The sequence below is a fragment of the Neisseria sp. Ec49-e6-T10 genome (assembly GCF_051132615.1).
In the GTDB taxonomy this organism is placed as follows: Bacteria; Pseudomonadota; Gammaproteobacteria; order Burkholderiales; family Neisseriaceae.
In genome coordinates this window covers 2,551,262-2,575,968 of record NZ_CP152375.1, presented here as the reverse complement: position 1 = coordinate 2,575,968, position 24,707 = coordinate 2,551,262, and the positions used below count along the sequence as shown (strand labels likewise).

The window sequence follows — 24,707 nt, the reverse complement described above, 5'->3', positions numbered from 1 at the left end:
TTTATGCTCCTTTTCCCGCTTTTTTGGTTTCTTTGACTTCCTTAACCTGATCAGCCTCAAGAGCTGCTTTTGGTTCAGGTTCTGAAGTAACCAATATCAAATCACCATCCAAAATAGCTCGACGGTAATAAGTGCTATCAGGCACTTCTATAATCTCTTGTTCAATATAACGGTGTGGGTTTTCTTCACGAGGAAAAATCAAACCCGCCGCCGCTTTAACTCTAATCGTCTTCATTGGCTTGCTCCAAAGGAATATTAAAACTCATACTAGGGTCAGGGTTACCATCCTGATACAGGTCAACCTGAGCTCCCTCAAATGGCGGGTATGGCTCACTAATTGATGCGCCATAATCAATAAATATATTGTCTGGGTTGTTAGGGTCGGCTGGGACGGGCTCTGTACCCTCGTTACCTGGTTGCCCTGGCTGAATGACTTCTGGTTCTGGGAAGCGTTGGTTTTCCAAAACAGATTCATACCAAAACGTTTGAAATTCACACGCATAAACAGCTATCGCGCCACTTTCCGTCTTATCTGTCCTCAAATTTCTAACTCGTTTAGGGTACAAATAATCAATTTTTAAATCGTGATCCTGTTCTGTTAAATCCTGACCAGTCAAAATACGGCGTACCGCATAAACCAATTGGTTTGAACCAATTTCTAATTTATGAGGCCCACCATATCGAGTAGACTGCTCCGAACGCACATTACGGCAAGCCAAAATAACCGAAAATAAAGCAGTGGTTTTATACTGTCTGCGAGCTGTATCGACGGCCTTGGTATCCTGAATGCCAGCAAAATGCACCCAAACAGCAGGTACTTGACGCACAATATTACGTATATCACTGTCCGAAAGTTCACCGCCATAGCTACCAACGCTTTTGACCAACTTACCCAAACCCGCTTGTAAACGGGCAATCATGGCTTTTTCAATACGGGTTATCACGACCAAATACCTTCTGTTTTTCCGAAAACATGACTACATCTTCTGTCTTGGCTTCCTGACCATCAGGTAAGCCACCTAAACTTAACTTGCCACTGGCGACTTTTTCCAAAAAGTCGATTGCTTTTGCGTAACGTTGAGCAATAACACTATCTTCCAGCACATCGGTACCAGTTAATCTATAGCGTGCAATATCACAACAGTACATTTCTATAACACGAGGCACAGAATCAAATGGTTTAGTAAACTTCACTAAATAGCTGTCTATTTCAGCCGTTGCATCTTCTAAAGCATTTAATGCCACCGCCTCATTTACCTCAGCCTCATACTCCCGATCTGTCAGAGAAATAACCTCTTTTAAACCAAAGCGATCTAACATATCTTTGACGGTGGCATACATACCTTTACTCCTGGATACCTGCAACGGGGAACATCTTCAAATTAGGTTCTTTGCTGATAATCTGAACCTGCTCTTCGGTCAATTCATGCACCTCACCTTCTTTTGTAAACATCATCCCACATCTAAAAAAGCGATCAGGTATAGAACAAATCAAAAACATGCGATTTTCATCAATGGCTTGTTGTATTGATTTATTTAAATCCTCGTCAGTGGTATCTGTATTACCACCTGAGTCAGCAGGTTGTGTTTGGGTGTCACTAACTAGAGACTGATTGCCATCAGGATTATCAGGTTGTTGCTCATTCTCAGAGGATTGCACATCCTTATTTACTGGAGGCGGTAATACCTCTTCGGTTTGGGTTGAGGACTCGTTGTTTGTTTGAACTATCTCCTTTTGGTTTGTAGCAGCCCCTTTCGGGGCCTGAGTAGTGGTTTTCGCTGTAGTTTTTGCCATTTTTACACTCCTAAACTAACCATTCTGTTTCAAGGATTTCAACACGGTTGAAGTTCTTATTGGTTGTACCATTGATGGTTGCTACTTTGATAATGTCCTCAGCAGCACCCAATAAGTTAGGTGGAACCACCAACAAGGTAGGTCTAATACCCAAGGGACGACCACCATCAGCTTTTAGGCTTCTCATTGTGGTATAAACTTTCTCAAAGTTAGCAGCAGTTAACGCCTCTTTGGAACATGCAGCCATTTGCCAGAAGCCAAAACCCACATTGTTACGACCATCTACACCATAACGGTACTCATTACGCATGAACACACCTTCATCTTTAGTGTCTGTCATGGCAGTAAATGTCATGGGTTTGCGCTGTTGGTAAATAAGCGGTTTTAGTGAGCGCGAAGTATCCAGCAAGTACCAAGGAGTTTCTGTGCCTGTATAATAATTACTCACTGTTGACACGGTACCTGTACCATCAACATTAGGAAACACTGGGTGATCTGTATCAAAGAAGTTTTGCCCGTCATAACACAGCTCACTAATACCTTTGGCCAGCAATGCAAATACTTGCTCATCAGGGAATGCGGCACTGGCTCGTCCCATTTCTTCAAATAGAGACTTATAAATACCAAGGTTATCGTCTTCAATATCGTTTCGATTAACTGCAACCGAACTTTCAAAATGCTTGTTTTCAATGGTATAGCCATGCGCTTGCATATCTTTAAATACGCGATCACCTATCCATTCACGAAAAGCAGGCCACTGACCCAACCAACCATAAGTATTTGACTTGGTACTGGAGGTAATAACTGTTGCAATATCAGCATAACGGCTGTTGGCCATACCTAAGCCATTTTGAAAAGAGGTTTTAAAACCTGTCATCAATGCCAGCAAAACAGAAGGGGTAATAATCATTATTTAGTCTCCAATGTTTTTAAATATTCCTCAGGGGTGATATTGAGCTCACTACAAACAGCTATTTGCTCTTGAGTCAACGCCCCTTTTTTGTTGTCCAATCCAGCAGGTGGTAATCCATTGGTCTGGGTTTGACTTAAAGCGGCAACTGGTTGAGCGGAGCCTAAATATTCAGTTAAAGCCACAATATTGGTTTTAGCCAAACCCTCAGCCCAACTTTTTAAAGAAGGCAATAGGCGACCATCAGATAATGCAGCTTGAATCAACTCATCAGACTGCTTACCTTCAAACTCCTTAACTTTGTTAGATAGAGCAGCAAGTTCAGTTTGCATACTTTTGACCACATCAATGGGTACATATTTAGCTGGGTCTGGCTCTACCTGTATTGATTCAGCCGTGCTTAAGGCAACGATATGCGCCTGGTTGTCCTTCATGAACTGAATCAAGTTGGTATTGCAGGTAGCTAAACCTTTACTGCTTGTCATTAAATTGGTCACAGTGTTTAAGGCTGCCACGGTCTGAGATTCATCAGCAGACTCAGGCAAACCCAATAACTGCTTTAAGAGTTTTAAAGCTTCGTTCATTGTTTTTTGCTCCATAAAAGTAAAAGATTGAGAAAGTGCCGCCACGATTTCTGGCAAGTTGTCCAGGGCGGGTGTGTTGGTTAAAGCCAGATGTAAAAACTGATAAATCTCACCATTTTTGTCATATGCAAATACAGGAGACAAATAGCGGTATTCATTATTATCAATAAAAGATTGTGCTTTTGAGGTCCATTCGACACGAGCAAATAAACCTTGCCCTGGTTTGTAGACATAATGTCTTGCTTTTAACCAGCCTGAGGCTGGAGCAGGTAAGCCATTTTTTTGAGCATTTAATGTTTGATGCTCATAATCCACAACCAAATCTTTTAATCGTGTATTTAACTGAGCAGCTAAACGTTCACCAGATGCATCATCAAGATTCCAATAAGGCGCATCAAACGGGCGACCATCTCTGGCTCGAAATTGCCCATAAGGTAAAATTTGTAAAAGCCCATCCGCATCAGTATGAAGACTGAAGTCAGATAAAATGGCAAAAGATAATGGGGTTTGTGTGTTCATACCCCGTATTGTGGGGTATGGTTGAGATTTCGTTTATGTGACGAATGTCAGTGGGTTTACTTAGATTTTAGAATTAATCACGCTCAAGAAGACCAGCAGGTAATTCACCGTAATGCGCAAGCACGTTAAAAGAACCATACTCATCTGTATCAGGGTCAACTTCCTGTGAGGCAGCAATAACACCTGCTTTTTTATCCGCAAAACGCTCAGCGCGATTTCTAGCTTCAGCTTCTGTTTTGCATTGAATAGGTGTGTCGGCAATTAATTCGGTTTTTTTACCATTTTTTTGCTTATTGTAGCTTTGGACAATATAAAATGTTTGCATCATGATATTTAACCCTCAAAAAATGGAAATTTTTAACTTACTGTAGAGAATTTTATAATTTTATGGTGCAACTGTCACTATAATACAATTTAAAGCCATTTAAACACCATTTAAAAACGCCTCAATTATTGAGTTTGATGTCTTACTTACAAAGCGATCTTTTTTATCTTAAATCGGCTATTTTTAGAGTATTATTCAATCGCATTTAAAATATAGTCTTCAATGGTTTCTTGCAGCTCCTGTATATCCCCATCTGTCACACTTAAAAATGGGCGAGCAGGAATATCAGAGCCTGGGTGATTTACAGACTTTGCATATGTATTACCAAACTTTAACGCCTTGGCACGTTTGGGTAATATCTTATGAGGTTTTGTTTTACCACCAAATTGATGGATAGCAGCATAGACAACATTGGTACCCACTTTAGCAGTATTATTGTCATGATCTGTTGTGATGCTGGCTTTTAGTCTTCCTGAATCCTGTAAGATACTGCCGCCTCTGGCTGTGCCTTTCCAAGCGGGTCTACCATTTTGATCAAAGTTCTCATAGACACAATCCAGTAGTTGCTCAGATAAAGCCAACATTAACGGCTCTCTATTGGTACATACATATGAGAGTTTATCGAGTGTATTGGTTAATTGATCAACTGTGATTTTTATACTTACTTCCATAAGTGTAAAATATCCTTAATTATGTTAGCCCCTTGTATGCTTTGTTTAGCCTGCTCTGTACTGATTTTTTCAAAAGAAGTAAGCACTAAATCATCTGATTGAATAATAGCCTGATAAAACACGCCCATGTTTTCTTGAATAAATACCAGCGAATGATCAGTCTTTGCAATAAGCTGAGCGTTATCTAACAAGGGTTGCACCTGTAAATAATCCTGTACACCTAAATATTCTTGGTGTTTTTTGATGACCTGGTCAACCAGTACCTGATCAGATATAGTCACTGTTTGAGAACCAAGACCAAGTTTTTTTACATCATTATCTGCAAACTTAGCTATGGGCCAGTTAAATTCACGCTTAAGTACATTTTTAATTTCAGAGGTAGACATACCAGCCTGAACGTTTTTTTCAACTTCATTGATGATTTTTTTATAACGGTATTTAAAATCAGGACCAGATACGCTCTCTTGAATAAACTGCTTAGCTAAAGGGGTGTCATACTGATTTAAATCAGGCAAATAACGATTCATACCTGAATTGTAATTAAACCCCGCATCAGTCATAAACATTTTACCTGTATTGGGATTTTTAAAGGCCACTGTAGGGCGAGTATCACCCTTAAGATTAATTGGCTGCTCAATGATCTCATAATCACGATCACTCGAATGGTAGACAGTTAAACCCTTTCTTTGAATATCCCTTTCGCTGTAAGTGCGTACAGTACAACGACAACCCCAACCATTTGGCGGGTAGAAATAAGACCAAAAAGGATCATCAAGAGGCAATACTGTACCATTCATAGCAGCATGTTTCGGACGTGTCCGATTATCCATTACTGCTGAATAAGCCCCATATGGTCTAAATTTTATATTGCTCATTTGGGTTTGGTAACGGCCAGCCATCATGGCAGATTGCATATTGGTACGATAAATAGTCTCCATGCGGTGAGGAGCCAATTGTTTACTGACCTCGCCAGTTTCTTTATCTGATACAGTACCGTAACCCAACCAACCTTTTTGACCTAAAGTTAATTCGATCTTATCGCGCCAGGTCTGAAAACTTTCACCATTTTGCATGGCTTCGGTTAATGAGTGTTTAATATCCTGAAGGATATCCTGTTTCATGATACCCGCAACAGTAAAGCTGCGAGAGTGTGCATCTTCCCAAACGTCAGACCAATTAAAACCAAAGGCATAATCTTTGCTTTTAAAATAATCAATGGCTTTTTGAGGGGGTAAACCCATAGCAAAACCTAAGTCAATTTTGCTCATTTAATCGCCCCCATACATCAGATACAAATAGAGCGCGAGCCATCACCTCACGAAAAACATCAGCATCCAAATCAGCTTGTAAGCTATTGAGGATTGCGATACCTTCATCAAAGCTGGCACCTTTACCTAAAGCACTGCTAATCTGGGCAACTAAAGGGGCAATCTGATTATTTAAATCCTGATCAGGAAATTTTACCTGATCTAATATACCCTGATAATTTGTGTCTATGGTTTTTGATAAAGCCACTTGACGATATTGTGAGCCGTTTACTGCAATAGAAGCTTCAGGTTGCTGTATACCTAATACAGGCTCATCATCAACAGGTGCAGGTATCGCCAATTTGTCACGAGCCCATGACTCAGGAATTTTGACACCAATACTCACCAGTTTAGGTAGACTATCTGCATAAACACTTAAATCTTCAGGTTTACGAATATCGAATTCAAGGTAAGGTAAGCGGTTCTGATTGATCTGCCCTTTGTTTAATTGAACTAAAGGAGCAATCAAGTGACGTGTAATACTACCTGCCAACTGCTTGGCATCAGACTCTAAAATATCATGGCGTACTTCATTATGAATCATCCCTAAAGCATTGGTACTGGTTTTGCCATCAGCCTCTGACGTTAAGGTGCTGCCTACAATAACTTTAGATGCGGTTTTTTCACACCATTTAGTCATGGCCTCAAAGGGATCATGACTGCCTGCTGCTGCCGCCTGAAACTCAATCGCCATACTATCAGGAATAATACCGCCTGCATTATGCCCAATACTGGTTATGGCATTAAATAAAGCTAATCGTTCTTTTTCAGTGGCATTAACTGGATAGCGACCGATTCTGGTGGGCAAACCATAGACCTCTAAAAATTCAGCTAAATCTTTTACTGAGAAATTTTTAAACAAATAAGGCCACGCCAACGTTCTATGCAATCCCGCCCTGGCTATTTGACCAGAACGTGCCTTATGTGTATGTATAAACCAGCCAAAAGGCCACAACGCCTCACCTTCAGGTGAGTTACTTTTTAGCCTGATCTCTTGAGCATCATTGATCATAAACCAGCTTTGTGGTCGGTGATTAAACTGTTTAGGCAACCAGATATTTTCCTCACGAGCCCACTGTATCTCTAAAGCTGAAAAACCATGTCCCACAGCATCTAACACATCAAACATTACTTCTTCAAAATCAGACAAGCCATTTAACCACTCATTCACTTCATCTGCTAAAGCCTTCTCTTGTGCGGTTGGATTTTTAGGAGGGCATATACGCCAATCACATTTTGTTAAAGCACGTTTGCGCTTACTCATTTCAGCAAAAATATGACCGTCTTTTTCTTCCATATCAGCAAACAGCTCATGTTGCGCTGTAATATCGCCTTGCTCAGCATCTTCAAGTATTTGGTGTAATTTAGCAGGGGTAAGCCCCTTACTGGGATGATCACCATAAAATTTAGGCTGTTGAATCAATGTCGCTATTTGTCCACCCTCTAAATCAGCATTTTTAGCGGGCATTTTGTCACCAGCAGAGGTTTTATCACTGCGACTTAAAATAGCGGTCATAAGTTGTTTGATGTTCATTTAAATACCTTTACCAAGCCCCGCCGTTAATAGAAAAAATAGAAGAGTCTTTTAATGGGGTAAATTCAATTGCGCCATAACCAGTTGTGGCGATCATCCAAAGCATATGTAAAGCGTCTGGGCCATCATCATGATCGGCCATCGGAAAATGCTCAAGCTGCTCTCTTAGGGTTGTTTGTGAAGAATGTATACGAATAAAGCCGTTTTTTACATGAGGCTGTAAGCTCTCAATGCGTAATAGCTTATCTGCACTGGGTTTTACACCACGTGCTGGAAACGGTACACCCACTTTAGCAGAACGCTTGACCAGCTCATCTTTTAAGAACTCTTGAAACTGTACGGTTTCAACCGCCCAAAGTAGGCACCTATATTGCTTTTGTAATGCTATAGCATCTTCAATAATGGTATCTGGTAAACGTTTTTTGATTAGTGCCTCAACAACATCTAAAACACCTGTCTCACGATTAAAGCCACCAATCAACAAGGCTGAAGGATCACGACTTTTACCTGACTTACCCAAAGATGGGTCAAGGGAACCAAACATTGACCAGTTGGATATCTTATTTACCCAGAAATTTAGAATACCTGCAAAGGGTGCGTTATCTCCAGATACAGGGTCGTTTTGTAACTCCGAATCAAAAGCAGCATGACCATCACGGGCGCGTATTTTCATAAGATCAATAAGCGGACGAGCAGCCCAGCTCACAATTGCGCCTTTGTCCATTTCCAGCTTATTGCCAATATAATAGGCTTCAGCAACTAATGGACCTTCATTACGTAATAGTTCTTCCCACTTATCCCACATATCCAATCTATCAGGCCACTGCAATAGGGCTTTGAATTTAGCAGCAAACCAAAGGGGATTTTTAAGAATACGACTAAGCACAGAGTCATAATGTAATATAGTACCAATCACAATAACATCACATTTAGTACCCACGCCACCTAGTTTTAATACGGTTTTATTTAACCAATCTTGCAGTTTATCGCGTTGCTCAGGGCTACGTACTTGTTCGTCATTTTCTATATCATCCCCCACAACCAAATCAGGTCGCCAAGGGCCATGACGCAAACCACGAAGTTTTTTACCAGAACCAGCCACCTGAATTTTTACATCATTAGCAGTAACAATCGTACCTGCTTGCCAAACACGACCTGCACCAGTTGCACCTGGGAAGTCCATTGCAAGCCTAGGATTAAAAGCCAGTTCTGCCTTAATTGCCTCTAGCATGGGGTAAGCTTGATCTATTGAATCCATAATGATCAATGCGTAATGCTTGCGGCCAGTAATGATGCACCACAACACAAACAATTGTGACACTAGCGTCGACTTAGCCTCGCCCCTGGGGGCAGCTATTGCATCTGTTTCCGACTTTGTACTGTTAACGAGTTCAGGTAATCGTGAAAAAAGGTACTTATGCAGCTCGGATTTAGCTGAGTGGCGCACATAATGAGGAAAGTACATTTCCACAAAGAACTCATAACCAGAGTCACTAAATACCTTATTGCGCCGTTCTTCTAATGCAACTGGATCAGAAGAAAAACCGATACATTCGGCTTCAATTTTCTGGCGTAATGTAGCAGCTAACTCGCTTAACTGTAGCGCAAACTCTTTTTTCTTCATTTTGAGCCACCAGTATTAAGTGTTAAATGGTCTTCATCATGACATGTTCTAATTTTTCCACCAGTACAACGACGAGTCGTGTGTTTTATATCGCCAGAGCAATCAGAAAAATACACGTCCTGACTTCTATCTATAAATTTATAGATTTTGCAGCCATTTGCCTCGGTAATTAATTTTGGTGTCAATCGCTCTTTTTCTTGTCTTTGAAGCTCTTCATTATCACAACCAGCTATTGCAAGAACAGCAAGACAGAAAGCACAAACAAGCATCATCATTTTTTCACCCATATTTTCTCTCCAGTTCCTGTCCAAATCCTTCTAATATCTGTACAAAATCCTTCAACATAACAGGGTGTTTAACCTGTATGTATTCACTCATTAAATTTAATACTTCGATTGCAGTTGCCAGTTGACTGGTCTCAGGTAGAATCCTCTTGTTTGCAGCCACTGTTTTATTAAATGCATCAGATAAACTGGCAAGTAAATCAACCTTATCTGAAGGGGGTAGCTCTGCTGTTTCCAATTGAGTCATGGTGGTACGGTACTGCAATAAGAAGCCTGTAAGAATTTCCCGACCTATACCCTCTAAAGCTTTACCAGATAGAGTGTGTGCCGCTTTTACTTTGTCCCAATCATCCCCAGTTTTTAATGATTCAGATTTCCAGCGACGAGCAGTAGCAAAGCTCACACCCTGCTGTGCTGCGGCGATCTCTAATGAAAGCTGATCATATATATATGACTTACGCAATGAGTCACGTGTATCTTGAGGATGAGCCATGATCAAAAACCCAGTTTTGCTTTAAGAATAGCGATACCTGTGGACACAATACCCGCCGTAACACCACCCGCTACAGCACCTGTAATAGCAGCCGTTTTTTTTACATCCGTTTCAATGCGATCAACTTTAGAATCAATACAATCAAGTTTTTTGTTCATTTGATGCAGTAAACGCAACTGTTCGCTTTGGTTGTTATCTGTCATTTGTCAGCCTTCCGATCTAACTTGTCATTTAATTTGTCAACCATGGACTTAACCTCTTTTATGGCTCCTAAAATCTGATTTTGATTATTGTGGGCATCAGAACGGGGCTGGTAATGTACAAGTATTCGTTCGATCTTGTCGCTTTGAGCGTCAATCACTGAATACAGCCTTTTAATTAACAAACCTAGTGCACCACTGGCAATAGCCAATAAAATATTAAAAGCCAATTCCAAAGTCACAATAGGCCTCGCTTTGCTTTGCTTTCATATACCTGTTGGCATTCGGCACACCGTACTGCGCTAGGTAGGGCTTGACGGCGTGCAGCGGGAATTGGCTCACCACATTCATCGCAATTCTCAGGACCTTGATTATGAGATGTTTGCGCTAATGCACATTCAAGTGCAGCATGTAAAAACTGCTCTTCTCTCATTGTGGCTTGATCTGAAATGTCCATATTAGTGGTGCTCCGAGATATCTAAACGAACACGACGAGAAAACCGCTCAGAATCAACAGGAAGCTTCTCAATAAACACAAATTGATTGGGTTGTTCTGCTGTGACAAAAAAATCATCATTTTGCACGTCAATTAATTCACTTAAATCATTACCACTGGTGACGCTTAATGGTGAATTAATCGTTAGTACAATTGAAGGTGTTTTAGGTGGGCGAAAATACCAACTTAAATTAGCATTCCCTTGAAAGCGCACCTCTAAAAACTTATATACCTTTTGATAGAATGGCGCACTTTGCAAAGCTCTTTGGGTTGCTTGTGCAATATTGGCATGAGCTAATTGCGCCTGGTAAATCAAATGATCTGTGTAATCTTGATGGTTCATATTAAAACTTTCCAAAAAATTTTAAACACACTAATGCGCCAAATGTAAAACCCATTCCTGCCATATAAGCAAACCCAAATACATAAAACAGGGTACCAATAGCAGACATGATAGATAAAAACAGCTTTGCAAAATCAATCATTCTGTCCACCATATAATTTAATCCATTGATCTACTTGCGATTCTAGGGTTTGTGTATATTCACCATACAAAATGACATGATTCAAAATATCTTCACGAGAACCTGTCTTTGGGGCTTCTGGCTTCACTGGCTTAACAAGCAAGGAGCCAGAAGGTTTTTGACAAGTTTCATCAATCTGCTGCGGGATAACCAAAGGCGGATTTGTAGAGCTGCAAGCCGTCAGGGCTGAAAGCATCGCAAGTATCACCAGAGCTTTTGTCTTTTTGAGTAACATAAATCACCTCTTTTTGTAGGGTATTGGTCTTTTGTTTCAATTGATTCTGAGCTAAAGCCAAGTCCATAGCGGCTTGATTGGCTTTTTCTTCATATGCTTGCATCTTCTTTTGAGCAGCAGATACTTGATCTGCGTAAATTAATGCCTGTTGTGTTTGCTGTTCTGCGTGCTGACGGTGTAACTCAGCGATTTTGGCTTTGTATTCATTTCTAGCGTGATCAGCTCCTACAAAATAAATAGCAACATAGCCAGCCAAAACAAGAACAACAGGGAGCCATTCAATTAAACGACTTTTAAACATTTGAATTACCTTTCTTATCCTTTGCAGCAATCCAGCGGCGAGCAGCAGCGTAGCCACCAACTAGCCCAAGATAGGCGAACCAAACTTCATAAGGCACTGGTTCAACGATAAATTTATAAGTTGATGCTGCACACGCAACATTGGCCCACACTTTTGAATGAGAAAGCTGCCCAGTTTTAGGGTTACAAAATAAATCACGTATCTGCATAAACCGCCATCTGTAGGGGTTAATAAACAATGATTAAATTGTATGTGTTGAGTAAGTTTTTGAGGATTTGACGAATGTCAGTGGGTTTGGTATTAAGAAGCCCGCAAATGCGGGCCTGTAAAATTAAAATAAACTATCTTGAATAACGCTATTATCTTCCCTGTCACCCTCTTTTAAAATCCTCCATACATGACGATCTGACACTTCATACTCGCGCGCAAGATCAGCAACAACATAAATAGCGGGAACGTCTTTTGTTTCTCTATCAAATCGAGCACGAATTACTCTATGACAAACCTCTGTTAATGCTTCAAAACACCGAGGAATATAAACTGTATCACCGCCATAATGGTTAGTTAAAATGTCAGCAGCCGTCACACCAATAATCTCTGCAATCATCTCGTATCGAATCACACCATTTTTATGCATATTTTTTGACACAGGAAATGTTGTACCACCCAAATGCTTAATCAACAAGTATGTTTTTTCAAAACCAATAATTTGAGCCAAATCTTTAACACTATCTGGCAACAGGTGTTGAACCCTCTCAAAATCTTTTGCATTTAACATATTTTAACCTTTTCTATTGGCTGACATTTGTAATGCAGCAACCAGCTTATGTATTTGTCTTGGATTGAGCCACTGAACACGTTTGATATTAAACATACGTTCAGCCATTGCATGAGCGTAAGTCCAAGGTAAGTTACTATGAGCCAAAAGAGCCTCAATTTTGGCGATCATTGGCGCAATGTCTGTTTTAGGGTTAGGTGGAGCAGTGATATCACGCTTTTTTGGCTGAAAACCGAGCCGCTCTAACTCTCTTAAAACATCATTTAGTTGTGTATCGCTTAGCTGTGTGCTTGAACGTTTACCTGTAATTCTGATCAATAAGGCTCTGTAATCATCATCAACCATGCACAATTGCTGCTTTGCTATGTGTATTTTTGCGATTTTTGCTCTTATAAAATTGGTACTCATATTATTTTCCTTGGCTGCTCATCAGTGTTAAGTCACCGCACCTAACAGACCGCATTTCTGCGGTTTCGCTTCTAATGTTTTTGGATATCGTGCACATCACCTCCGAAAACCTCTATAACAAATCTTTCAACAGAAATATTTAATACATGAGCCAAATAGTTTGATTTAGACTCCTTGTCAGAAGAATCGCAATATTCTGTTTTGTAACCAATAGTGCCATCTTGTGTATCCTCTATTGTGATAATTACCTTAGCCATAATTAAACCCTCGCCACATTAAGATTAATCTGATCATAGTTACCTTGCTCATTGCGCTCATAAACACGTACATATGATTTTGAACATTGAATAGTAATACTGTCATCTAACGCCTTCATGGCTTTTAGCCAACGAACATCATCAATTTTGAGCTTACGTAAACCCAAAATACGACCAGTATTTAAGTTACCTTGTTTATCTACATCAAATGCGTTATTAATAAGGGCGCATAATTCAGGGCGAGCGTCAGTTGTCCAATCATGCAAGCACTCATCAATCAAGGCTTTAGCTGCTAGTAAATTCTGATCAAAAGTTAAAGTGTCTGATATACTGCGCTCAACTTTGTACTTACCATCAAAACTCATCAGGCGCACATTACCCTTAATGCCACCCAGTTTTACGTCATACTGTTCTGCTGATAGCTGTACAAATGCCTCAATATCACCCATAAGCTCATTCTTAAAAACAGCCAGCTCTTGTGTTTTTTGTTTGGCTTTTTTAACTAATTCAATAACAAGATCATCCTTAACAAGGTCAATTTCCTTGATGTTTGCAACAGGAATTAAATTACCCCTTGCGTCTGTTTTATATCCTTCTGGTACATTTGCGTTCATTTTGTCATCTCCATTTTTGCTACTATGATTTTTAAAGTTTCAGCTAACCGCTTTTTGTTTGCTGCTATTTGCTCAGATGTAAACTTGGGCGGTGCTAATTCTGTGGGCTTCTTACGTTTTGGGATTAATGCAATAACTTGTTTAGGAGAGGGCCAGCGTTCAATATCTGCTAAAATCAAATTGAATGCTTTTTCAATGCGCCCCTCATCCTCTATCTTCCAGCCTTCGGTTTTTTTACTAAATGCAACAATCCAAGTTTCTCCTGTCACTTGTAAAATGTCCTCAGCGGGTGAACCGATCAAACGTAAGGAAAACAGCTTTTGTAATCCTTCTATAATCTCGGTTCTGATAAAGTTATTATCCATTTTTCATACGTTCCAAAATTGCTAAACCTTTTAGGCCGCTGCTGGCTTTTTTAGGTTGTGCTGTAGGTAAGTCGTTTACCACTTGTGCGGCTGCGTTCTGCCCTTGATAACTGCTTAATATTTCATATAAATAACCATGTGTTTTTAAGGGTAGTTTTAGGGTAGTACGAGCAGCCATAGCCTGATCAATTGCCCAGCTCCAAGCCTCAAGTGGTGCGCTGTATACATGACCATTACGACTGATTTTTTGAGCCTGTATATCTGGTACCAATTCATTTAATAACTTGGCTGTTCTTGACCATGACAAGTCAGTTTTAGAAGGTCTAAATAAACCTAAGTATTGAATGAGTTGTTCACATAGCTTGTTATTGATATTCAAAATTAAACGGACTACTTCGCGGGCATCATTACAAGCGATCAGTACATCCAAACTAGAAACAGCACCGCAAGCAGGACATTTTGTTTTCATGGTTTGAGCTCCAATGCCTGATTAGTTGAACCATTTACACCATGATGTAAGTCTACATTTTCAGCAGCAACAGCTCCAAAAAAGCGATCTTGGTTGCCTGTTGTATGTGTGACTTTACGTTCGATGCTATTAGCTTCGACTAAATCAGGATGTTTAATCTTTATGTATTCATCAATAATGGTCTTATGTTCTGTATGAGCAAAATCTTTCACCTTTTGATAAATGGCTGATATCCACCCATCACAAAACTTGTCAGCTCGAGCGATTTTGTTTCTTCTCACAATGTTTTTTAATGCTGTTTTTGAGTAATGGTTACGTGCCTTGAGTAATTGACGCTTCAATACGTTATATGTGTATGCTGCAATTTCAGGATTAGCACCCACACCAATAAAAACAACTCTATAACGATAATCAAAGCCTTTCACAAAACCTTCTGTAAAGCTTTCACAGCCAAAAGCATGTTCAATAATGTGCATCAACCCCCAATCCCATTTAGGGCGTTTGTGGGATACTTGACCATTACTATGACACTCCCGAACATCACTAAAAGCCACATCTGAATGGGTAATATTGTATTCAGACATTAGCTTTTGAGCCTGTTTCAAAGCTACAGCAGCCTCATTAGCATTAGGACTTTTTGATAAAGCCAGACATTTTTTAATCTTGGCTAAAATTTTGTCTTGTTCTGTACTCATGATTTAGCCCTCAACATGAAAAACAAAATTGTCTTGTATGGCTTGTGTGGTTAATTGTGGTTGTTTTTTGATCACCACCCACTCAACAACAACCCCATTTTGCTCACTGTAAAACACGCCATTTTTTTGCACGATATTTGACACAAAGCCTGCATTAAACATAGTTTCCTTATCAAAAACGTTTAAAAATAACTTAGGCTGTTTTTCTTTGGTAACAATGGTTGTGCTGACAACTTGAATTTCGCCGTATCTTCTGATCTTGCGGATTAGAATGTTAACTGTTACTAAACGACTGAAATTAACTGGGTTTAATACTTTAGGTAATTGTAAGATTTTCATAATAGTGCCCTTATTTTTGATTTAAAATACATGTTTGACATGCACGCCAGTGCGCCATTTTGCTAGGGTTGTGACTGGGTGCAGGGCCTTGCGCTATTTCCTTGCATTCAGACATTGCGATTTTTTCGCCTTGGTATGGACATTCAACAACTGCAAGCACATCAATAACACGCTGCGCTACCTTGTCTGTTTTGCCTGCATATTTGCCTTTCAAGACCTGATTAATAGTGGTTGGACTGTAACCAATGGCAACAGCAACTTGCCCTTGAGAACTATGAGCCACCGCGTTTTTTAAAATATCAAACCAGTTCATTAAACACTCCCAATATCATTAACAATTAAGTACTCCAGCTCGTGCAGATAAACACCAGTGTCAAAACCATTGCATTCAAAAATATGTAAATCACCTTGCTTACCAACTGAACAAGGCAAACACCTTGCATAAGTACCTAAGAAACACATTAGGCGACCATCTTTACGGGCCATTTTTACTAATAAAAGCCCATCTTCTTTTGTAGGAAGGCGTTCGCTGCCTTTGGTATAAAAAATAACAGGGTTCTTAATCACTTTCTGGTACCTCTCTGAGCATAATTTTGTTTAAATTAGGGTCGTACACTTCTTTAATAAGCAATATTTGAGGTGGTTTTGGCCCTGTGTTTTTGATTAGCAAAAAAACCTCTTTTCTGCCTTGAAAACCAACTGATTTCAAATAACCTGCGGATTTAAGCATCCAAACATAGACACGAGCATTACTACTTTTTATCGCTCTATCCTCTGTGCTTGCATGCAAAACCAGAGCATGAGTCGTAAAACGCCCCAAAATCCGCATGGTTAACCAAAGAACCTCGGAGATTGTGCTTTTTGTAATAAGCTCTCCAGCTTTGGTAAAGCGGGGAGTATCTACACCAATATCCTTAACAAATTTATAAGAAACTGGTTTTTTATTAACTACCTCTAAAAATCCACAGTTAACCAAACACCGCAAATACTTAGCATCAACCTCATTTTGAGTAAGCCCCAAAGCAGATAAAATATCGGTACGATAAAAAACCTTGCCTTTTTGGGTACGAATGTAAGCCCAAATTCGGCTACGTTGACTGGGGACGGGCAAAGTTAAATTAGTCATGCTGATCACCTTCAGAGCAACATTGCTGAGCCTCTTCTTTTGTTTCATGAATGGCACCACATTGCTGACATTGATAAAAAGATGGTTCCATTTCGTTTACACAGCATAGAAATGCCAATTTTTTGTCACTACCCCGAGACCCACCACAAACAGGACATTCATATTGAGCATTTAAACAACATACAATAGCTACTTCCGCTGTTTTGTATTCACTTTGGCACACGGGACACTCATACATGGCAACTGGTTTCATGCTCTTACCCCCCGTCTAGGTGCCTCACCTGTGTACAAAATGCTTTTGTCAATATCATTTAAAGAGACAGAATCTAAACCTACTGTAGCTGCATACTCTTCAATATTGACTAGGTTCACAGTGACACGACGTACAGAACCATGAGCTAACTCAACCAGCTTTGTGATTAAATCATCAGCAATAGTAATTTTTGGGGCGTACATTTCTGCTAGTAAACGAGCATCAGTAAACGAAACGGGCTGAGCTTGAATCCATACAAGTACACGACCATGAAAACGTTCAAATCTTTTAAGTTTGTCTGGTAACCGTTCTTCACCAACTAAGATGACTGGTGATTGACTACCCTCATAGATATCTCGAATAAACTCAACAAAGCCTGGCTTAGCTGCTGCATAGTCAGCTTCATCAATAATTAACGGGCGTTGGCTGGCACCTAGTTGCTCAGTGATTGCATCTAAGCAAGCTGATATGGTTTTACCAACTGTTACACCTAGTTCTATACAGATTTTTTCAGCAAAAGCCTTTTTACTCCATGCTGAGCGCATTTGAACATAATAAGCACGAGTAGCATTGGCTACAGCGATAGTAGTTGTGGTCTTACCATAGCCACTAGGACCATAATAAACACCGATTGCTGGTAAGCCATCTTGACGGCTTATTAACTTTTCAGCGGCAATGCTCACTATATTCAAGTTCGCTATATTGGCTATTTTTTGATTACTCATTTATAATTACTCCCGTTAGTTTGGTTTTTTCGTGATTCTCAAGATGCAGGGCGGCTACCCTGCATTTTTATTTCCCATCCAAATACTTTCTTAACTATTTCTTTTTGCTCATCTGTTAATGTATGCTCAATCTCAAAAAGGGCGTTTACACAGACAAGACCAGTAAAAAGATTTAAAGGAAGCGGTTTTAAAGGTCCCAAGTTACCTGTGCAAGCCACTACTGCATGAGCCTCTATAATTTCTTCACGAAACTCACTAAGATTAAGATCAATTGCCATATATCTACCTTTCACTATCTTATTGATGTTGGACCAGAAAGACTTTTGTTAACTAACTCCTTTTGCTCATCCGTTAAAGTGTGCTCTATAGCTTGAAGAGCAGTAGCACAAGCAAAAGCTTTAGAAACACTCTGTCTAAGTCCCATAAAACCCTGTAAATTCTCAGATTGAAGAAGCATGTCATAAATTGCTAACACCCCCGACCAAGTTGGCCTTATATCAATATTCATATTTCCACCTTTCATAAACCTGCTACTTTTTTACTCATAGCCCTAAATTCATTAGAATCTGGGTACCGTTTAATCCAATTTTTTTCAAATTCGCTCAAATCCTCTCCATTGTTGAATCTATCGACACTAATTAAGTATTGTTGGTACCGTGCCATTGGGTCAGTAGGTACAACAAATTCATGATTAATAACTGGTTCTTGTTTAATAACAGGTTGACTAATAGTGTTGCTTTGGTTGGTTTTAGTGGGTACTGTGATACGCTCTAATGCGGCTGCACCTAATTGCTGAACCTGAGCCATATCAATATTCATACCAGCCATTGATAGGGATGCTTGATGCTCAATAAGAGGTTGTCCTTTGTGTTCGGCACGTACTTCAGCTAGTTTGTTTTCTAGGCGGCGTTCTCTACCTTGGGCACGTTTATCACGTTTTGATTGAACGTAGCTTTCTGGCATATAATTTTGAGCATTAGCATCGGCCTGAGCGGTACAAATCAATATACCTATGTCGTTGTATACCCAAATTTGCTCACCGTTATGAATATCGAATGCAACATTGACTATTTCGCCATGAAATTCCTCAAGGTCTTTATTAAAGTAGCGTCTATTGATAAACCTGATCTCACCACGCAACACCTTGCGCTGAATCTGAGGTCTAAATAAATAGGTGCTTTGATCTGGTGTTACCGTGATAATCTCTGCGCCATTTTCAACTTTTAACGCCCACATTTCGCTAGGTGTCATATGTCTACGTGTACCAGTGTTATCAACAATTTTAGGTAAACTACGGTGAGGCCTATTGTTGTACTCTTCTACAACCTCTTCACACAGCTTCAAAAACTGTTCATAAGTAGGCAACAATGGTTTTTTGTTGGATGGAGCGACAATATCTTTACGAGTGTGTTTAAAAACAAATTGTTTAGCTTCTTGGTCCATATCTTTACCCATATAAGTGGGTAATTTTTTGGCTGCTTTAACAAAAACAGTTTGATGCAAACGCTCAATAACACCGCGTGATTGTGAGTTGTACGGAATACTGTTTGTCATTTCAGTACCTAAACGCCCCATAATCCCTATAGATACATCACTCATTAAGGCGTTATCGTAACCAGGGCCATTATCTACATAAAATATTGCTGGTATACCGTTAGTCTCTACAGCATGAGTGACAGCAGCCAATACAGCTAATGCACTCTCAGCCAAATCAACAGACCAACCTACTATTTTACGAGTAGCAACATCGGCAACCGTGGTAATTTCAGGTCTCCAAGGGCGGCCATGAATGGGGTGGGCTACTTCAGCATCAAATGTATGACCATCTGCTGTGTAAATATCGGTTGGTAGTAAATGCTCAAATTTCCTACGTACAAAAGGTTTGATGTTTTTAAGTTCTCTAGGTCCCATGCGGCCATGCTCTCTAGTCACATTACCTAACTTTTTAAGAAAACGGCGTACGGCATGGATACTAGGGGCTTCACCTTGATACATTTTACAAAAATCTTCATAAGAGCTAGACACTGTAGGCTTTTGAGGTGTTTGCCAAATGCTCAGAAATAGACGAGCCCATTCAGGTATATTCATATCAGCCTTACGGACTTTAGGAGCCAAATTATTACAAGTGTCTTGAGCAAACCAGCGTTTAATAGTACGAATTGATGGTAATTTATCTTCTGTGCTACCACGAGAATCACAAGCATTTAAGAATGTAGCCTTGACCTGCTCATTACCTGGCAACTGTGCTTGTACCAATAATGTCTGTATAGCTGCTTCTTTTGAGCAATTAGTAGTAACCATCAAGCGTCTTATGGCAGCAAGCACACCCTTACGAGCACCTTCTTTTATTGCTTGAACACTACTAAGTGTTTGATCAACTGCTAAAGTAGGAAAGTTATTTTCAACTGTTGTAAGTTCGGTACTTGTTTCCTTTATTACTTTAATAGCTTGTTTTTGGTTGATTTCATCAAGCACATAAGCTGGTGGTGCATATTCTTTACGCTTTCCACCCTTCCCAGTCTTTTCAATAAAAGGCCAGTTTTCATTTTTTGTTTTTTCCAAAATACGGCGTCTAGTTGTAGGTAAACACTTCAAACCCATATCAACCAAATCAGCCACAGAAAAATATACCTTATTCATATCGTTTCACCCAAAATTACACTAAAGCAGCAAATCTTTCTTTTAACTCTTCGATTTTTTGGTTTGTATCTAGCTTTTTTTTGTCTTTGCTTTTGTAATAAGGAAAAACAACATCAATAGACTCTTCGAGTGCTATCGCTATAGCTTTTGCAATACGCTTACTACCTTTTCCCTCTCTAATTAGGTTGGCGACTGTTTGTGGTCTAACGCTTAACGCCTTTGCAATACATGTAGCATTAAGGTTTTTTTCACTTAATGCTTGATAGATTTGATCTGGATTCATACAATTAACTCCTTGGCAGCAATAAAAACCAGCATTTATTTAATTGCTTATGTTTAAGCAATCACTTGAAGCAATAATAGCCAACATATGTTGGCATGTCAATATATGTTGTTAAATATTTAAAGGACCTTTTATGATTCGTGCAGATATAGCTATTAGGCTAATAGAAGAAAGATCACGATTGGGGTACAGCCAAGCGGATTTTGCAAATAAAAACAATATAAGTAGAGAGGGGTTGCGATTATATGAGTCTGGACAAAGGGGGTTACCTGCTGAATTTTTAGTAACAGCCTCAGAGTTAGGTTTGGATGTTCAATATGTTTTAATAGGGGTTCGTTCCAAAAATCTACCTTGCAACGACAACCAGCAAACAACACAAGAGATTGGCAACAAAATAGGTGGGAACGTAACAAATAGCGTTATTACATCAGGATCAGGGAATACAATAAACCAAATAAATACCGACAAACATATAACAAAAACAATTGCTAAAGTTGAACCAAATGAAACGCATATATCCGAAAAAATGGCATCAACTCTACAGGAACTAGTAAAAGAGATTGTCGCACTTGAAAATCTATTAAAAAAACAACCTAAAACATACCAAGCCGTTTGGTCTAGCCTAAATAGACACTGCAAAGTTAGCCAATATAGATTAATTGCTTTAAGTGACTATACAAAAGCCGAAAAATACTTACGAACCTGGATTGGAAGATTATCATCAATGAAAACTGCTCCAAAAATTGATGATGAATGGAGAAAAAGAAAATATGCCTATATAAAAATAAACACAAAACATAAGGAAGAATGGCTAAAAAACCTACTGATTACTAAGTACGGGGTAACAAGTATAACCGAACTTAACGATACTAATTTACAGAAGGTTTATAATTCTGTTTCAACGCAAAAGCAGAAAAAGTAACAATTTAACTTGGACGTAAACTATAAGTAAATACGTCCAAGTTAAATAAGAACATTGTCTGATTTTATTATCAATTTACGCTCTATCTTAAGGTCCAGCTATTAACAAACAAGTTAGTCCTTCTTTTTCATACAAATCGAAGCAAATGCCACACAAAACAAGGCGATCAAAAAAAATCAAATATGCTCATTATAGTGTCAAAAAAAGCGCAAAAATGCTCAATATCTGCTCATTTTTGCGCAAATTTGCGCATTTTATTTTTTAGTGCAAAATTTTGCTAAATCCTTATCTGTTCTAATTTTCAGCCAAATTTATTACCCCTGTTCTCTGTGTCAAAATGAGCACCCCCCCACACTTATCCCTTTTTCAACACAAGCATGTGTTGTTTCAGCTAACATTGGTGCTGTCCATTTTTCGGCACCTTTTTCAGCTAACTGAGGTGCTAACCCTTCATATAGCTTATTATAAATATCCAACACCTTCTGACTAACTTTAAGCCCTTTAGTCTCTTCACCTTCTATAACTGTTTTTTCATGCTCTTTTAATAGGGACTTAGGCAACTCAGGGAAAGCTGCATTAATCTCTTTTAATTCTTGTAGTTCTTTTTCTGAAAACTCAACTTTATTAAGACCTGCTTTTTCCAGTAGAAAATTGGCAGAGTCAATAGCTTGCATTATTTTTAATTCTCTATCTTCTACTGTTAATTCTTGAAACCAACGATCACTATCAGACCACTCATGAACATAACTTGCACTATTTTTTGTATCAAAAGAAGCTCCTAGGCTTGTCATCAAAACTACTGAGCCTAACTCGGCTCGCCACTCTTCCATACCATAGTTATAGTCGCCCTGACCAAAATTAGGCACATGCTCTACACCAAATTGGGGAGCCTTATTTTTAGTCGCATGAATCAACTCATGAAACAATGTCTGCATATATTCTTCTGGCGAATTAAAGTGATCTTTAGTCGGTAATGAAATCATGTCTACTTTTTTATCGTAATAAGGTAGATCACCAAAATGCCGTATACGTACCCCGATACCTGCTGCCATTTGCTCTAACTGGGCAATTTGTTTTTCTTGCTTCTCAGTTAAGGGGGAACTAAATTCATTTTTAAATTCAGGGAAATGGTTTTTATCACTTTCTATTTGCAAACCACTATAGTAAGTAGTGTATAAAGCTTCTTTAGCTTGTTTAAGTTCTTCTTTATTTTCTGGTGTATCTGGCTTTAACCTATATTCATCATCTAATTGCCTAATATCTCTGCTAGTTTTACCTTTTATTAGCCCCTTCGTTCCTTGGTTTTCTTCTCCTTCTTTTATTTTAAATCCAGCAGAAATAATTTCTTCTTTTGTTGCAACACGAGGGTCACCATCAAATTTAGGGTTACTTAACTGATCATCTTTTAAAAAAACTCTATCAACAACAAGAATATTGCCATCTATGTCACGATAACCATTAGAAGAACCAGCTTCCCAACGTGTATTTTGAGTTTTGGGATCAGTTCGATCAATTAATACTTGTTTTAAATCTTCAGGCATTAATCTTCCCCAATATGATACTCATGTACTTTCTGTTGAAAAAAATCATTCCTAGACTGTTCCATTTTTTCTCTTGACCCAAAAAAACCTTTTATTAGGTCATCAAATGTTAATTGCCTATATTTTTCTTTACCTAGTTGTAAACTTAATTGCTCTTGGTAATCCATAAAGCCTGTTGCACGACTAAACTCTTGTCCAAAATCCCAAGGCATAGATGGATTCAAAGCATTCATTAAGCCAGCATCAAAAATAACCAAATAGATTTTTTTGTAAATATCTTCTATTTGACGTTTTTTCTCTAGAGTATTTATATCTTGACTTGCCTGATCAAGCTCACCTTGGTCATCCATTAAGGAAAAATATTCTTCACATTTTCTTATGTTCCAGATTTGCGGATGAGGTTGATCTTGTGGCAGAGCCTTAATGGTACGATATGTCGGTTCTTCGTTTATCAACTCTAAACATTGCTCAATTAGTTGTGTCAATTGTTCTTCTTGATTTTGGGTACCCAATTTACCTGTTTGATAACCTTTGTCCATATTATTCCTTTGTTGCTCTATATTTGATGATGATTGGGCATACGTATAGCAACTAGCTGCTATTAGCAAAAATGTGATAAGTTTCTTGAACATGTTAATATGCCATCTAATAAATTGATTCGCATATTTTAGGTTGATTTAATTCTATTGTCTATGGATTTAAATAAATGATGAACCTAAATATGGGATGCCCCCATATTTAGGTTTATTTCTTGGCTATCACAGAGGCAACATTAACAAGCTGTTTAATGACGGACTGGATACTGCTGGCTATGGTCTTTTGAATAGAGGTAATTTCATTTTGTTTGTTTTCAAAACGCAGCTCTTCCCGTTTCTGATAGTCTTGATACGACTGGCTATCAATAAATGATTCCAAATCAGACAAACTCCATTGTTTCAGCTCTAAAAAATGCTGATGAAATAGAATCATCAAGGAATAGCAGGTGTTTCTAATTGTCTTTTAATAATTGATAACGTTCTTTCGTTGAGCCAATCGCAAAACCGAAATCGGGCAGGTGGAATGGTTACACCTGCCTCACTTTCTCTTTTTAATCCATGATCACCCGCTAAAACCACAAAACCTTCATCTGATACCCAGAAGTTAAATAGGTGTTGTGTGTGTTCTAGGCCACCACGGTAAAAGTCCAATAGTTTAAAAAACTCGCTCTCAGAAGCGGCTAAAATATCCTTAGCCCGACTCAGTACGATAGACTCTAAGTCTCCTTCTTCCACTTCATTAACTCGCATTTGAGCTGCCATAGCGGCAACCAGATAAGCTATTTGACAATGCTCGTACTAAAGCAGGTATTGATTTTAAAAATTTCCAATTTAAAGATTTACGTGCTAAAGCTGCAACAGACAAAGACGAAACTCAAGGAATTATCGCAGCAAAAGATCAATTAGGGCATACTAGCGAAAAAATGACAAGGCATTATATACGTCACAGACAGG

At 39.0% G+C, this 24,707-nt stretch carries 43 protein-coding genes and 1 other RNA gene; 1 reads left to right on the top strand and 43 read right to left on the bottom strand.

Going from position 1 to position 24,707, the window contains the following annotated elements; translation table 11 throughout:
• Position 1: 1 nt before the first annotated feature.
• From AADH04_RS12955 to AADH04_RS12765, 39 genes are all read right to left on the bottom strand, one after another.
• Entirely contained in the window at positions 2-235 is a 234-nt protein-coding gene (locus AADH04_RS12955; protein ID WP_434777691.1) for a DUF2635 domain-containing protein, read from the bottom strand.
• Positions 222-944, bottom strand: coding sequence for a DUF1834 family protein (locus AADH04_RS12950; RefSeq protein ID WP_434777690.1), 723 nt, complete (start codon positions 942-944; stop codon positions 222-224). Before AADH04_RS12950 ends, AADH04_RS12955 begins: the two co-directional genes overlap by 14 nt.
• Entirely contained in the window at positions 928-1,341 is a 414-nt protein-coding gene (locus tag AADH04_RS12945; RefSeq protein ID WP_434777689.1) for a gp436 family protein, read from the bottom strand. The genes AADH04_RS12950 and AADH04_RS12945 overlap by 17 nt, the downstream gene beginning before the upstream one ends.
• Before the next feature lie 4 nt (positions 1,342-1,345).
• Entirely contained in the window at positions 1,346-1,795 is a 450-nt protein-coding gene (locus AADH04_RS12940) for a hypothetical protein (RefSeq protein ID WP_434777688.1), read from the bottom strand.
• A 10-nt stretch (positions 1,796-1,805) separates the two neighbouring features.
• Positions 1,806-2,705 carry a Mu-like prophage major head subunit gpT family protein gene (locus AADH04_RS12935; protein ID WP_434777687.1) on the bottom strand — a complete coding sequence of 300 codons (900 nt, stop codon included), beginning with the start codon at positions 2,703-2,705 and terminating at the stop codon, positions 1,806-1,808.
• Positions 2,705-3,808, bottom strand: coding sequence for a phage protease (locus tag AADH04_RS12930; protein WP_434777686.1), 1,104 nt, complete (start codon positions 3,806-3,808; stop codon positions 2,705-2,707). Before AADH04_RS12930 ends, AADH04_RS12935 begins: the two co-directional genes overlap by 1 nt.
• A 73-nt stretch (positions 3,809-3,881) precedes the next feature.
• Positions 3,882-4,136 carry a hypothetical protein gene (locus AADH04_RS12925; protein ID WP_434777685.1) on the bottom strand — a complete coding sequence of 85 codons (255 nt, stop codon included), beginning with the start codon at positions 4,134-4,136 and terminating at the stop codon, positions 3,882-3,884.
• Between the two features lie 188 nt (positions 4,137-4,324).
• On the bottom strand, positions 4,325-4,804 hold the full coding sequence (locus tag AADH04_RS12920) for a phage virion morphogenesis protein (protein ID WP_434777684.1): 480 nt from the start codon (positions 4,802-4,804) through the stop codon (positions 4,325-4,327).
• The gene (locus tag AADH04_RS12915; RefSeq protein WP_434777683.1) at positions 4,795-6,072 is read right to left on the bottom strand and encodes a phage head morphogenesis protein; all 1,278 of its coding nucleotides are present in this window, start codon (positions 6,070-6,072) and stop codon (positions 4,795-4,797) included. The genes AADH04_RS12920 and AADH04_RS12915 overlap by 10 nt, the downstream gene beginning before the upstream one ends.
• Positions 6,059-7,645, bottom strand: coding sequence for a DUF935 domain-containing protein (locus AADH04_RS12910; RefSeq protein ID WP_434777682.1), 1,587 nt, complete (start codon positions 7,643-7,645; stop codon positions 6,059-6,061). Before AADH04_RS12910 ends, AADH04_RS12915 begins: the two co-directional genes overlap by 14 nt.
• A gap of 10 nt (positions 7,646-7,655) precedes the next feature.
• A complete protein-coding gene (terL, locus tag AADH04_RS12905; RefSeq protein ID WP_434777681.1) occupies positions 7,656-9,269 on the bottom strand; it encodes a phage terminase large subunit in 1,614 nt (537 codons plus the stop codon).
• A complete protein-coding gene (locus AADH04_RS12900) occupies positions 9,266-9,556 on the bottom strand; it encodes a hypothetical protein (RefSeq protein WP_434777680.1) in 291 nt (96 codons plus the stop codon). Before AADH04_RS12900 ends, terL begins: the two co-directional genes overlap by 4 nt.
• The gene (locus AADH04_RS12895; protein ID WP_434777679.1) at positions 9,549-10,046 is read right to left on the bottom strand and encodes a DUF1804 family protein; all 498 of its coding nucleotides are present in this window, start codon (positions 10,044-10,046) and stop codon (positions 9,549-9,551) included. The genes AADH04_RS12900 and AADH04_RS12895 overlap by 8 nt, the downstream gene beginning before the upstream one ends.
• Positions 10,047-10,048: 2 nt before the next feature.
• A complete protein-coding gene (locus AADH04_RS12890; RefSeq protein WP_434777678.1) occupies positions 10,049-10,249 on the bottom strand; it encodes a hypothetical protein in 201 nt (66 codons plus the stop codon).
• A complete protein-coding gene (locus tag AADH04_RS12885; RefSeq protein WP_434777677.1) occupies positions 10,246-10,488 on the bottom strand; it encodes a hypothetical protein in 243 nt (80 codons plus the stop codon). The genes AADH04_RS12890 and AADH04_RS12885 overlap by 4 nt, the downstream gene beginning before the upstream one ends.
• Entirely contained in the window at positions 10,485-10,703 is a 219-nt protein-coding gene (locus AADH04_RS12880) for a TraR/DksA family transcriptional regulator (protein WP_434777676.1), read from the bottom strand. The genes AADH04_RS12885 and AADH04_RS12880 overlap by 4 nt, the downstream gene beginning before the upstream one ends.
• Position 10,704: 1 nt before the next feature.
• Positions 10,705-11,085, bottom strand: a complete 381-nt coding sequence (locus AADH04_RS12875) for a hypothetical protein (RefSeq protein ID WP_434777675.1) — start codon at positions 11,083-11,085, stop codon at positions 10,705-10,707.
• A 1-nt stretch (position 11,086) separates the two neighbouring features.
• A complete protein-coding gene (locus tag AADH04_RS12870; RefSeq protein WP_434777674.1) occupies positions 11,087-11,227 on the bottom strand; it encodes a hypothetical protein in 141 nt (46 codons plus the stop codon).
• Positions 11,220-11,420, bottom strand: coding sequence for a hypothetical protein (locus AADH04_RS12865; protein WP_434777673.1), 201 nt, complete (start codon positions 11,418-11,420; stop codon positions 11,220-11,222). Before AADH04_RS12865 ends, AADH04_RS12870 begins: the two co-directional genes overlap by 8 nt.
• On the bottom strand, positions 11,398-11,802 hold the full coding sequence (locus AADH04_RS12860; protein ID WP_434777672.1) for a hypothetical protein: 405 nt from the start codon (positions 11,800-11,802) through the stop codon (positions 11,398-11,400). The genes AADH04_RS12865 and AADH04_RS12860 overlap by 23 nt, the downstream gene beginning before the upstream one ends.
• The gene (locus AADH04_RS12855; protein ID WP_434777671.1) at positions 11,795-12,010 is read right to left on the bottom strand and encodes a hypothetical protein; all 216 of its coding nucleotides are present in this window, start codon (positions 12,008-12,010) and stop codon (positions 11,795-11,797) included. Before AADH04_RS12855 ends, AADH04_RS12860 begins: the two co-directional genes overlap by 8 nt.
• Before the next feature lie 123 nt (positions 12,011-12,133).
• A complete protein-coding gene (locus AADH04_RS12850; RefSeq protein WP_434777670.1) occupies positions 12,134-12,580 on the bottom strand; it encodes a Mor transcription activator family protein in 447 nt (148 codons plus the stop codon).
• 3 nt (positions 12,581-12,583) lie between these two features.
• The gene (locus AADH04_RS12845) at positions 12,584-12,988 is read right to left on the bottom strand and encodes a gp16 family protein (protein WP_434777669.1); all 405 of its coding nucleotides are present in this window, start codon (positions 12,986-12,988) and stop codon (positions 12,584-12,586) included.
• A gap of 8 nt (positions 12,989-12,996) precedes the next feature.
• Positions 12,997-13,059: hammerhead ribozyme type II (locus tag AADH04_RS12840), an RNA gene on the bottom strand.
• Positions 13,060-13,245: a hypothetical protein gene (locus tag AADH04_RS12835; RefSeq protein WP_434777668.1), complete on the bottom strand. Its 186-nt coding sequence runs from the start codon at positions 13,243-13,245 to the stop codon at positions 13,060-13,062.
• 2 nt (positions 13,246-13,247) lie between these two features.
• The gene (locus tag AADH04_RS12830; RefSeq protein WP_434777667.1) at positions 13,248-13,859 is read right to left on the bottom strand and encodes a DUF3164 family protein; all 612 of its coding nucleotides are present in this window, start codon (positions 13,857-13,859) and stop codon (positions 13,248-13,250) included.
• Entirely contained in the window at positions 13,856-14,224 is a 369-nt protein-coding gene (locus tag AADH04_RS12825; protein WP_434777666.1) for a hypothetical protein, read from the bottom strand. The genes AADH04_RS12830 and AADH04_RS12825 overlap by 4 nt, the downstream gene beginning before the upstream one ends.
• Entirely contained in the window at positions 14,217-14,693 is a 477-nt protein-coding gene (locus AADH04_RS12820; RefSeq protein WP_434777665.1) for a hypothetical protein, read from the bottom strand. The genes AADH04_RS12825 and AADH04_RS12820 overlap by 8 nt, the downstream gene beginning before the upstream one ends.
• Complete coding sequence (locus AADH04_RS12815; RefSeq protein WP_434777664.1) at positions 14,690-15,388, bottom strand: DUF2786 domain-containing protein; 699 nt, start codon at positions 15,386-15,388, stop codon at positions 14,690-14,692. The genes AADH04_RS12820 and AADH04_RS12815 overlap by 4 nt, the downstream gene beginning before the upstream one ends.
• Before the next feature lie 3 nt (positions 15,389-15,391).
• Positions 15,392-15,727 (bottom strand): hypothetical protein, encoded by a 336-nt coding sequence (locus AADH04_RS12810; RefSeq protein ID WP_434777663.1) that lies wholly within the window; start codon positions 15,725-15,727, stop codon positions 15,392-15,394.
• Positions 15,728-15,737: 10 nt separating this feature from the next.
• Positions 15,738-16,040, bottom strand: coding sequence for an XRE family transcriptional regulator (locus AADH04_RS12805; protein WP_434777662.1), 303 nt, complete (start codon positions 16,038-16,040; stop codon positions 15,738-15,740).
• Positions 16,040-16,294: a hypothetical protein gene (locus AADH04_RS12800; protein ID WP_434777661.1), complete on the bottom strand. Its 255-nt coding sequence runs from the start codon at positions 16,292-16,294 to the stop codon at positions 16,040-16,042. Before AADH04_RS12800 ends, AADH04_RS12805 begins: the two co-directional genes overlap by 1 nt.
• On the bottom strand, positions 16,287-16,853 hold the full coding sequence (locus tag AADH04_RS12795) for a hypothetical protein (protein WP_434777660.1): 567 nt from the start codon (positions 16,851-16,853) through the stop codon (positions 16,287-16,289). The genes AADH04_RS12800 and AADH04_RS12795 overlap by 8 nt, the downstream gene beginning before the upstream one ends.
• Positions 16,846-17,106: a hypothetical protein gene (locus tag AADH04_RS12790; RefSeq protein ID WP_434777659.1), complete on the bottom strand. Its 261-nt coding sequence runs from the start codon at positions 17,104-17,106 to the stop codon at positions 16,846-16,848. The genes AADH04_RS12795 and AADH04_RS12790 overlap by 8 nt, the downstream gene beginning before the upstream one ends.
• Positions 17,103-17,831, bottom strand: a complete 729-nt coding sequence (locus AADH04_RS12785; protein ID WP_434777658.1) for an AAA family ATPase — start codon at positions 17,829-17,831, stop codon at positions 17,103-17,105. The genes AADH04_RS12790 and AADH04_RS12785 overlap by 4 nt, the downstream gene beginning before the upstream one ends.
• A 38-nt stretch (positions 17,832-17,869) precedes the next feature.
• Positions 17,870-18,109, bottom strand: coding sequence for a hypothetical protein (locus AADH04_RS12780; protein WP_434777657.1), 240 nt, complete (start codon positions 18,107-18,109; stop codon positions 17,870-17,872).
• A gap of 14 nt (positions 18,110-18,123) precedes the next feature.
• The gene (locus AADH04_RS12775; protein WP_434777656.1) at positions 18,124-18,339 is read right to left on the bottom strand and encodes a hypothetical protein; all 216 of its coding nucleotides are present in this window, start codon (positions 18,337-18,339) and stop codon (positions 18,124-18,126) included.
• Positions 18,340-18,350: 11 nt separating this feature from the next.
• Positions 18,351-20,471 carry a Mu transposase C-terminal domain-containing protein gene (locus AADH04_RS12770; RefSeq protein ID WP_434777655.1) on the bottom strand — a complete coding sequence of 707 codons (2,121 nt, stop codon included), beginning with the start codon at positions 20,469-20,471 and terminating at the stop codon, positions 18,351-18,353.
• A gap of 16 nt (positions 20,472-20,487) precedes the next feature.
• Entirely contained in the window at positions 20,488-20,754 is a 267-nt protein-coding gene (locus AADH04_RS12765) for a helix-turn-helix domain-containing protein (RefSeq protein WP_434777654.1), read from the bottom strand.
• A 133-nt stretch (positions 20,755-20,887) separates the two neighbouring features.
• Here AADH04_RS12765 and AADH04_RS12760 point away from each other — a divergent pair, with 133 nt between their 5' ends.
• Positions 20,888-21,676 (top strand): helix-turn-helix domain-containing protein, encoded by a 789-nt coding sequence (locus tag AADH04_RS12760; protein WP_434777653.1) that lies wholly within the window; start codon positions 20,888-20,890, stop codon positions 21,674-21,676.
• 332 nt (positions 21,677-22,008) lie between these two features.
• Here the strand turns inward: AADH04_RS12760 and AADH04_RS12755 are convergent, their stop codons facing one another.
• The 4 genes from AADH04_RS12755 to AADH04_RS12740 form a co-directional block, all read right to left on the bottom strand.
• Positions 22,009-23,217: a zincin-like metallopeptidase domain-containing protein gene (locus AADH04_RS12755; protein WP_434777652.1), complete on the bottom strand. Its 1,209-nt coding sequence runs from the start codon at positions 23,215-23,217 to the stop codon at positions 22,009-22,011.
• On the bottom strand, positions 23,217-23,756 hold the full coding sequence (locus tag AADH04_RS12750) for a hypothetical protein (protein WP_434777651.1): 540 nt from the start codon (positions 23,754-23,756) through the stop codon (positions 23,217-23,219). Before AADH04_RS12750 ends, AADH04_RS12755 begins: the two co-directional genes overlap by 1 nt.
• A gap of 205 nt (positions 23,757-23,961) precedes the next feature.
• Positions 23,962-24,186 (bottom strand): hypothetical protein, encoded by a 225-nt coding sequence (locus AADH04_RS12745; RefSeq protein ID WP_434777650.1) that lies wholly within the window; start codon positions 24,184-24,186, stop codon positions 23,962-23,964.
• Positions 24,186-24,515: a hypothetical protein gene (locus AADH04_RS12740; RefSeq protein WP_434777649.1), complete on the bottom strand. Its 330-nt coding sequence runs from the start codon at positions 24,513-24,515 to the stop codon at positions 24,186-24,188. Before AADH04_RS12740 ends, AADH04_RS12745 begins: the two co-directional genes overlap by 1 nt.
• Between the last annotated feature and the right edge of the window lie 192 nt (positions 24,516-24,707).

Excerpts from the sequence above, each read along its gene's own strand:
- AADH04_RS12925 (WP_434777685.1), bottom strand. The coding sequence starts at position 4,136 with ATGATGCAAACATTTTATATTGTCCAAAGCTACAATAAGCAAAAAAAT.
- AADH04_RS12775 (WP_434777656.1), bottom strand. The coding sequence starts at position 18,339 with ATGAATATTGATATAAGGCCAACTTGGTCGGGGGTGTTAGCAATTTAT.
- AADH04_RS12870 (WP_434777674.1), bottom strand. The coding sequence starts at position 11,227 with ATGATTGATTTTGCAAAGCTGTTTTTATCTATCATGTCTGCTATTGGT.
- AADH04_RS12875 (WP_434777675.1), bottom strand. The coding sequence starts at position 11,085 with ATGAACCATCAAGATTACACAGATCATTTGATTTACCAGGCGCAATTA.
- AADH04_RS12855 (WP_434777671.1), bottom strand. The coding sequence starts at position 12,010 with ATGCAGATACGTGATTTATTTTGTAACCCTAAAACTGGGCAGCTTTCT.
- AADH04_RS12750 (WP_434777651.1), bottom strand. The coding sequence starts at position 23,756 with ATGGACAAAGGTTATCAAACAGGTAAATTGGGTACCCAAAATCAAGAA.
- AADH04_RS12820 (WP_434777665.1), bottom strand. The coding sequence starts at position 14,693 with ATGAAAACAAAATGTCCTGCTTGCGGTGCTGTTTCTAGTTTGGATGTA.
- terL (WP_434777681.1), bottom strand. The coding sequence starts at position 9,269 with ATGAAGAAAAAAGAGTTTGCGCTACAGTTAAGCGAGTTAGCTGCTACA.
- AADH04_RS12740 (WP_434777649.1), bottom strand. The coding sequence starts at position 24,515 with ATGGCAGCTCAAATGCGAGTTAATGAAGTGGAAGAAGGAGACTTAGAG.
- AADH04_RS12920 (WP_434777684.1), bottom strand. The coding sequence starts at position 4,804 with ATGGAAGTAAGTATAAAAATCACAGTTGATCAATTAACCAATACACTC.
- AADH04_RS12805 (WP_434777662.1), bottom strand. The coding sequence starts at position 16,040 with ATGAACTGGTTTGATATTTTAAAAAACGCGGTGGCTCATAGTTCTCAA.
- AADH04_RS12755 (WP_434777652.1), bottom strand. The coding sequence starts at position 23,217 with ATGCCTGAAGATTTAAAACAAGTATTAATTGATCGAACTGATCCCAAA.
- AADH04_RS12880 (WP_434777676.1), bottom strand. The coding sequence starts at position 10,703 with ATGGACATTTCAGATCAAGCCACAATGAGAGAAGAGCAGTTTTTACAT.
- AADH04_RS12745 (WP_434777650.1), bottom strand. The coding sequence starts at position 24,186 with ATGATTCTATTTCATCAGCATTTTTTAGAGCTGAAACAATGGAGTTTG.
- AADH04_RS12830 (WP_434777667.1), bottom strand. The coding sequence starts at position 13,859 with ATGAACGCAAATGTACCAGAAGGATATAAAACAGACGCAAGGGGTAAT.
- AADH04_RS12790 (WP_434777659.1), bottom strand. The coding sequence starts at position 17,106 with ATGAAACCAGTTGCCATGTATGAGTGTCCCGTGTGCCAAAGTGAATAC.
- AADH04_RS12910 (WP_434777682.1), bottom strand. The coding sequence starts at position 7,645 with ATGAACATCAAACAACTTATGACCGCTATTTTAAGTCGCAGTGATAAA.
- AADH04_RS12890 (WP_434777678.1), bottom strand. The coding sequence starts at position 10,249 with ATGACAGATAACAACCAAAGCGAACAGTTGCGTTTACTGCATCAAATG.
- AADH04_RS12810 (WP_434777663.1), bottom strand. The coding sequence starts at position 15,727 with ATGAAAATCTTACAATTACCTAAAGTATTAAACCCAGTTAATTTCAGT.
- AADH04_RS12900 (WP_434777680.1), bottom strand. The coding sequence starts at position 9,556 with ATGGGTGAAAAAATGATGATGCTTGTTTGTGCTTTCTGTCTTGCTGTT.
- AADH04_RS12760 (WP_434777653.1), top strand. The coding sequence starts at position 20,888 with ATGATTCGTGCAGATATAGCTATTAGGCTAATAGAAGAAAGATCACGA.
- AADH04_RS12815 (WP_434777664.1), bottom strand. The coding sequence starts at position 15,388 with ATGAGTACAGAACAAGACAAAATTTTAGCCAAGATTAAAAAATGTCTG.
- AADH04_RS12825 (WP_434777666.1), bottom strand. The coding sequence starts at position 14,224 with ATGGATAATAACTTTATCAGAACCGAGATTATAGAAGGATTACAAAAG.
- AADH04_RS12780 (WP_434777657.1), bottom strand. The coding sequence starts at position 18,109 with ATGGCAATTGATCTTAATCTTAGTGAGTTTCGTGAAGAAATTATAGAG.
- AADH04_RS12930 (WP_434777686.1), bottom strand. The coding sequence starts at position 3,808 with ATGAACACACAAACCCCATTATCTTTTGCCATTTTATCTGACTTCAGT.
- AADH04_RS12915 (WP_434777683.1), bottom strand. The coding sequence starts at position 6,072 with ATGAGCAAAATTGACTTAGGTTTTGCTATGGGTTTACCCCCTCAAAAA.
- AADH04_RS12845 (WP_434777669.1), bottom strand. The coding sequence starts at position 12,988 with ATGAGTACCAATTTTATAAGAGCAAAAATCGCAAAAATACACATAGCA.
- AADH04_RS12785 (WP_434777658.1), bottom strand. The coding sequence starts at position 17,831 with ATGAGTAATCAAAAAATAGCCAATATAGCGAACTTGAATATAGTGAGC.
- AADH04_RS12835 (WP_434777668.1), bottom strand. The coding sequence starts at position 13,245 with ATGGCTAAGGTAATTATCACAATAGAGGATACACAAGATGGCACTATT.
- AADH04_RS12945 (WP_434777689.1), bottom strand. The coding sequence starts at position 1,341 with ATGTATGCCACCGTCAAAGATATGTTAGATCGCTTTGGTTTAAAAGAG.
- AADH04_RS12860 (WP_434777672.1), bottom strand. The coding sequence starts at position 11,802 with ATGTTTAAAAGTCGTTTAATTGAATGGCTCCCTGTTGTTCTTGTTTTG.
- AADH04_RS12770 (WP_434777655.1), bottom strand. The coding sequence starts at position 20,471 with ATGAATAAGGTATATTTTTCTGTGGCTGATTTGGTTGATATGGGTTTG.
- AADH04_RS12940 (WP_434777688.1), bottom strand. The coding sequence starts at position 1,795 with ATGGCAAAAACTACAGCGAAAACCACTACTCAGGCCCCGAAAGGGGCT.
- AADH04_RS12765 (WP_434777654.1), bottom strand. The coding sequence starts at position 20,754 with ATGAATCCAGATCAAATCTATCAAGCATTAAGTGAAAAAAACCTTAAT.
- AADH04_RS12935 (WP_434777687.1), bottom strand. The coding sequence starts at position 2,705 with ATGATTATTACCCCTTCTGTTTTGCTGGCATTGATGACAGGTTTTAAA.
- AADH04_RS12895 (WP_434777679.1), bottom strand. The coding sequence starts at position 10,046 with ATGGCTCATCCTCAAGATACACGTGACTCATTGCGTAAGTCATATATA.
- AADH04_RS12795 (WP_434777660.1), bottom strand. The coding sequence starts at position 16,853 with ATGACTAATTTAACTTTGCCCGTCCCCAGTCAACGTAGCCGAATTTGG.
- AADH04_RS12955 (WP_434777691.1), bottom strand. The coding sequence starts at position 235 with ATGAAGACGATTAGAGTTAAAGCGGCGGCGGGTTTGATTTTTCCTCGT.
- AADH04_RS12850 (WP_434777670.1), bottom strand. The coding sequence starts at position 12,580 with ATGTTAAATGCAAAAGATTTTGAGAGGGTTCAACACCTGTTGCCAGAT.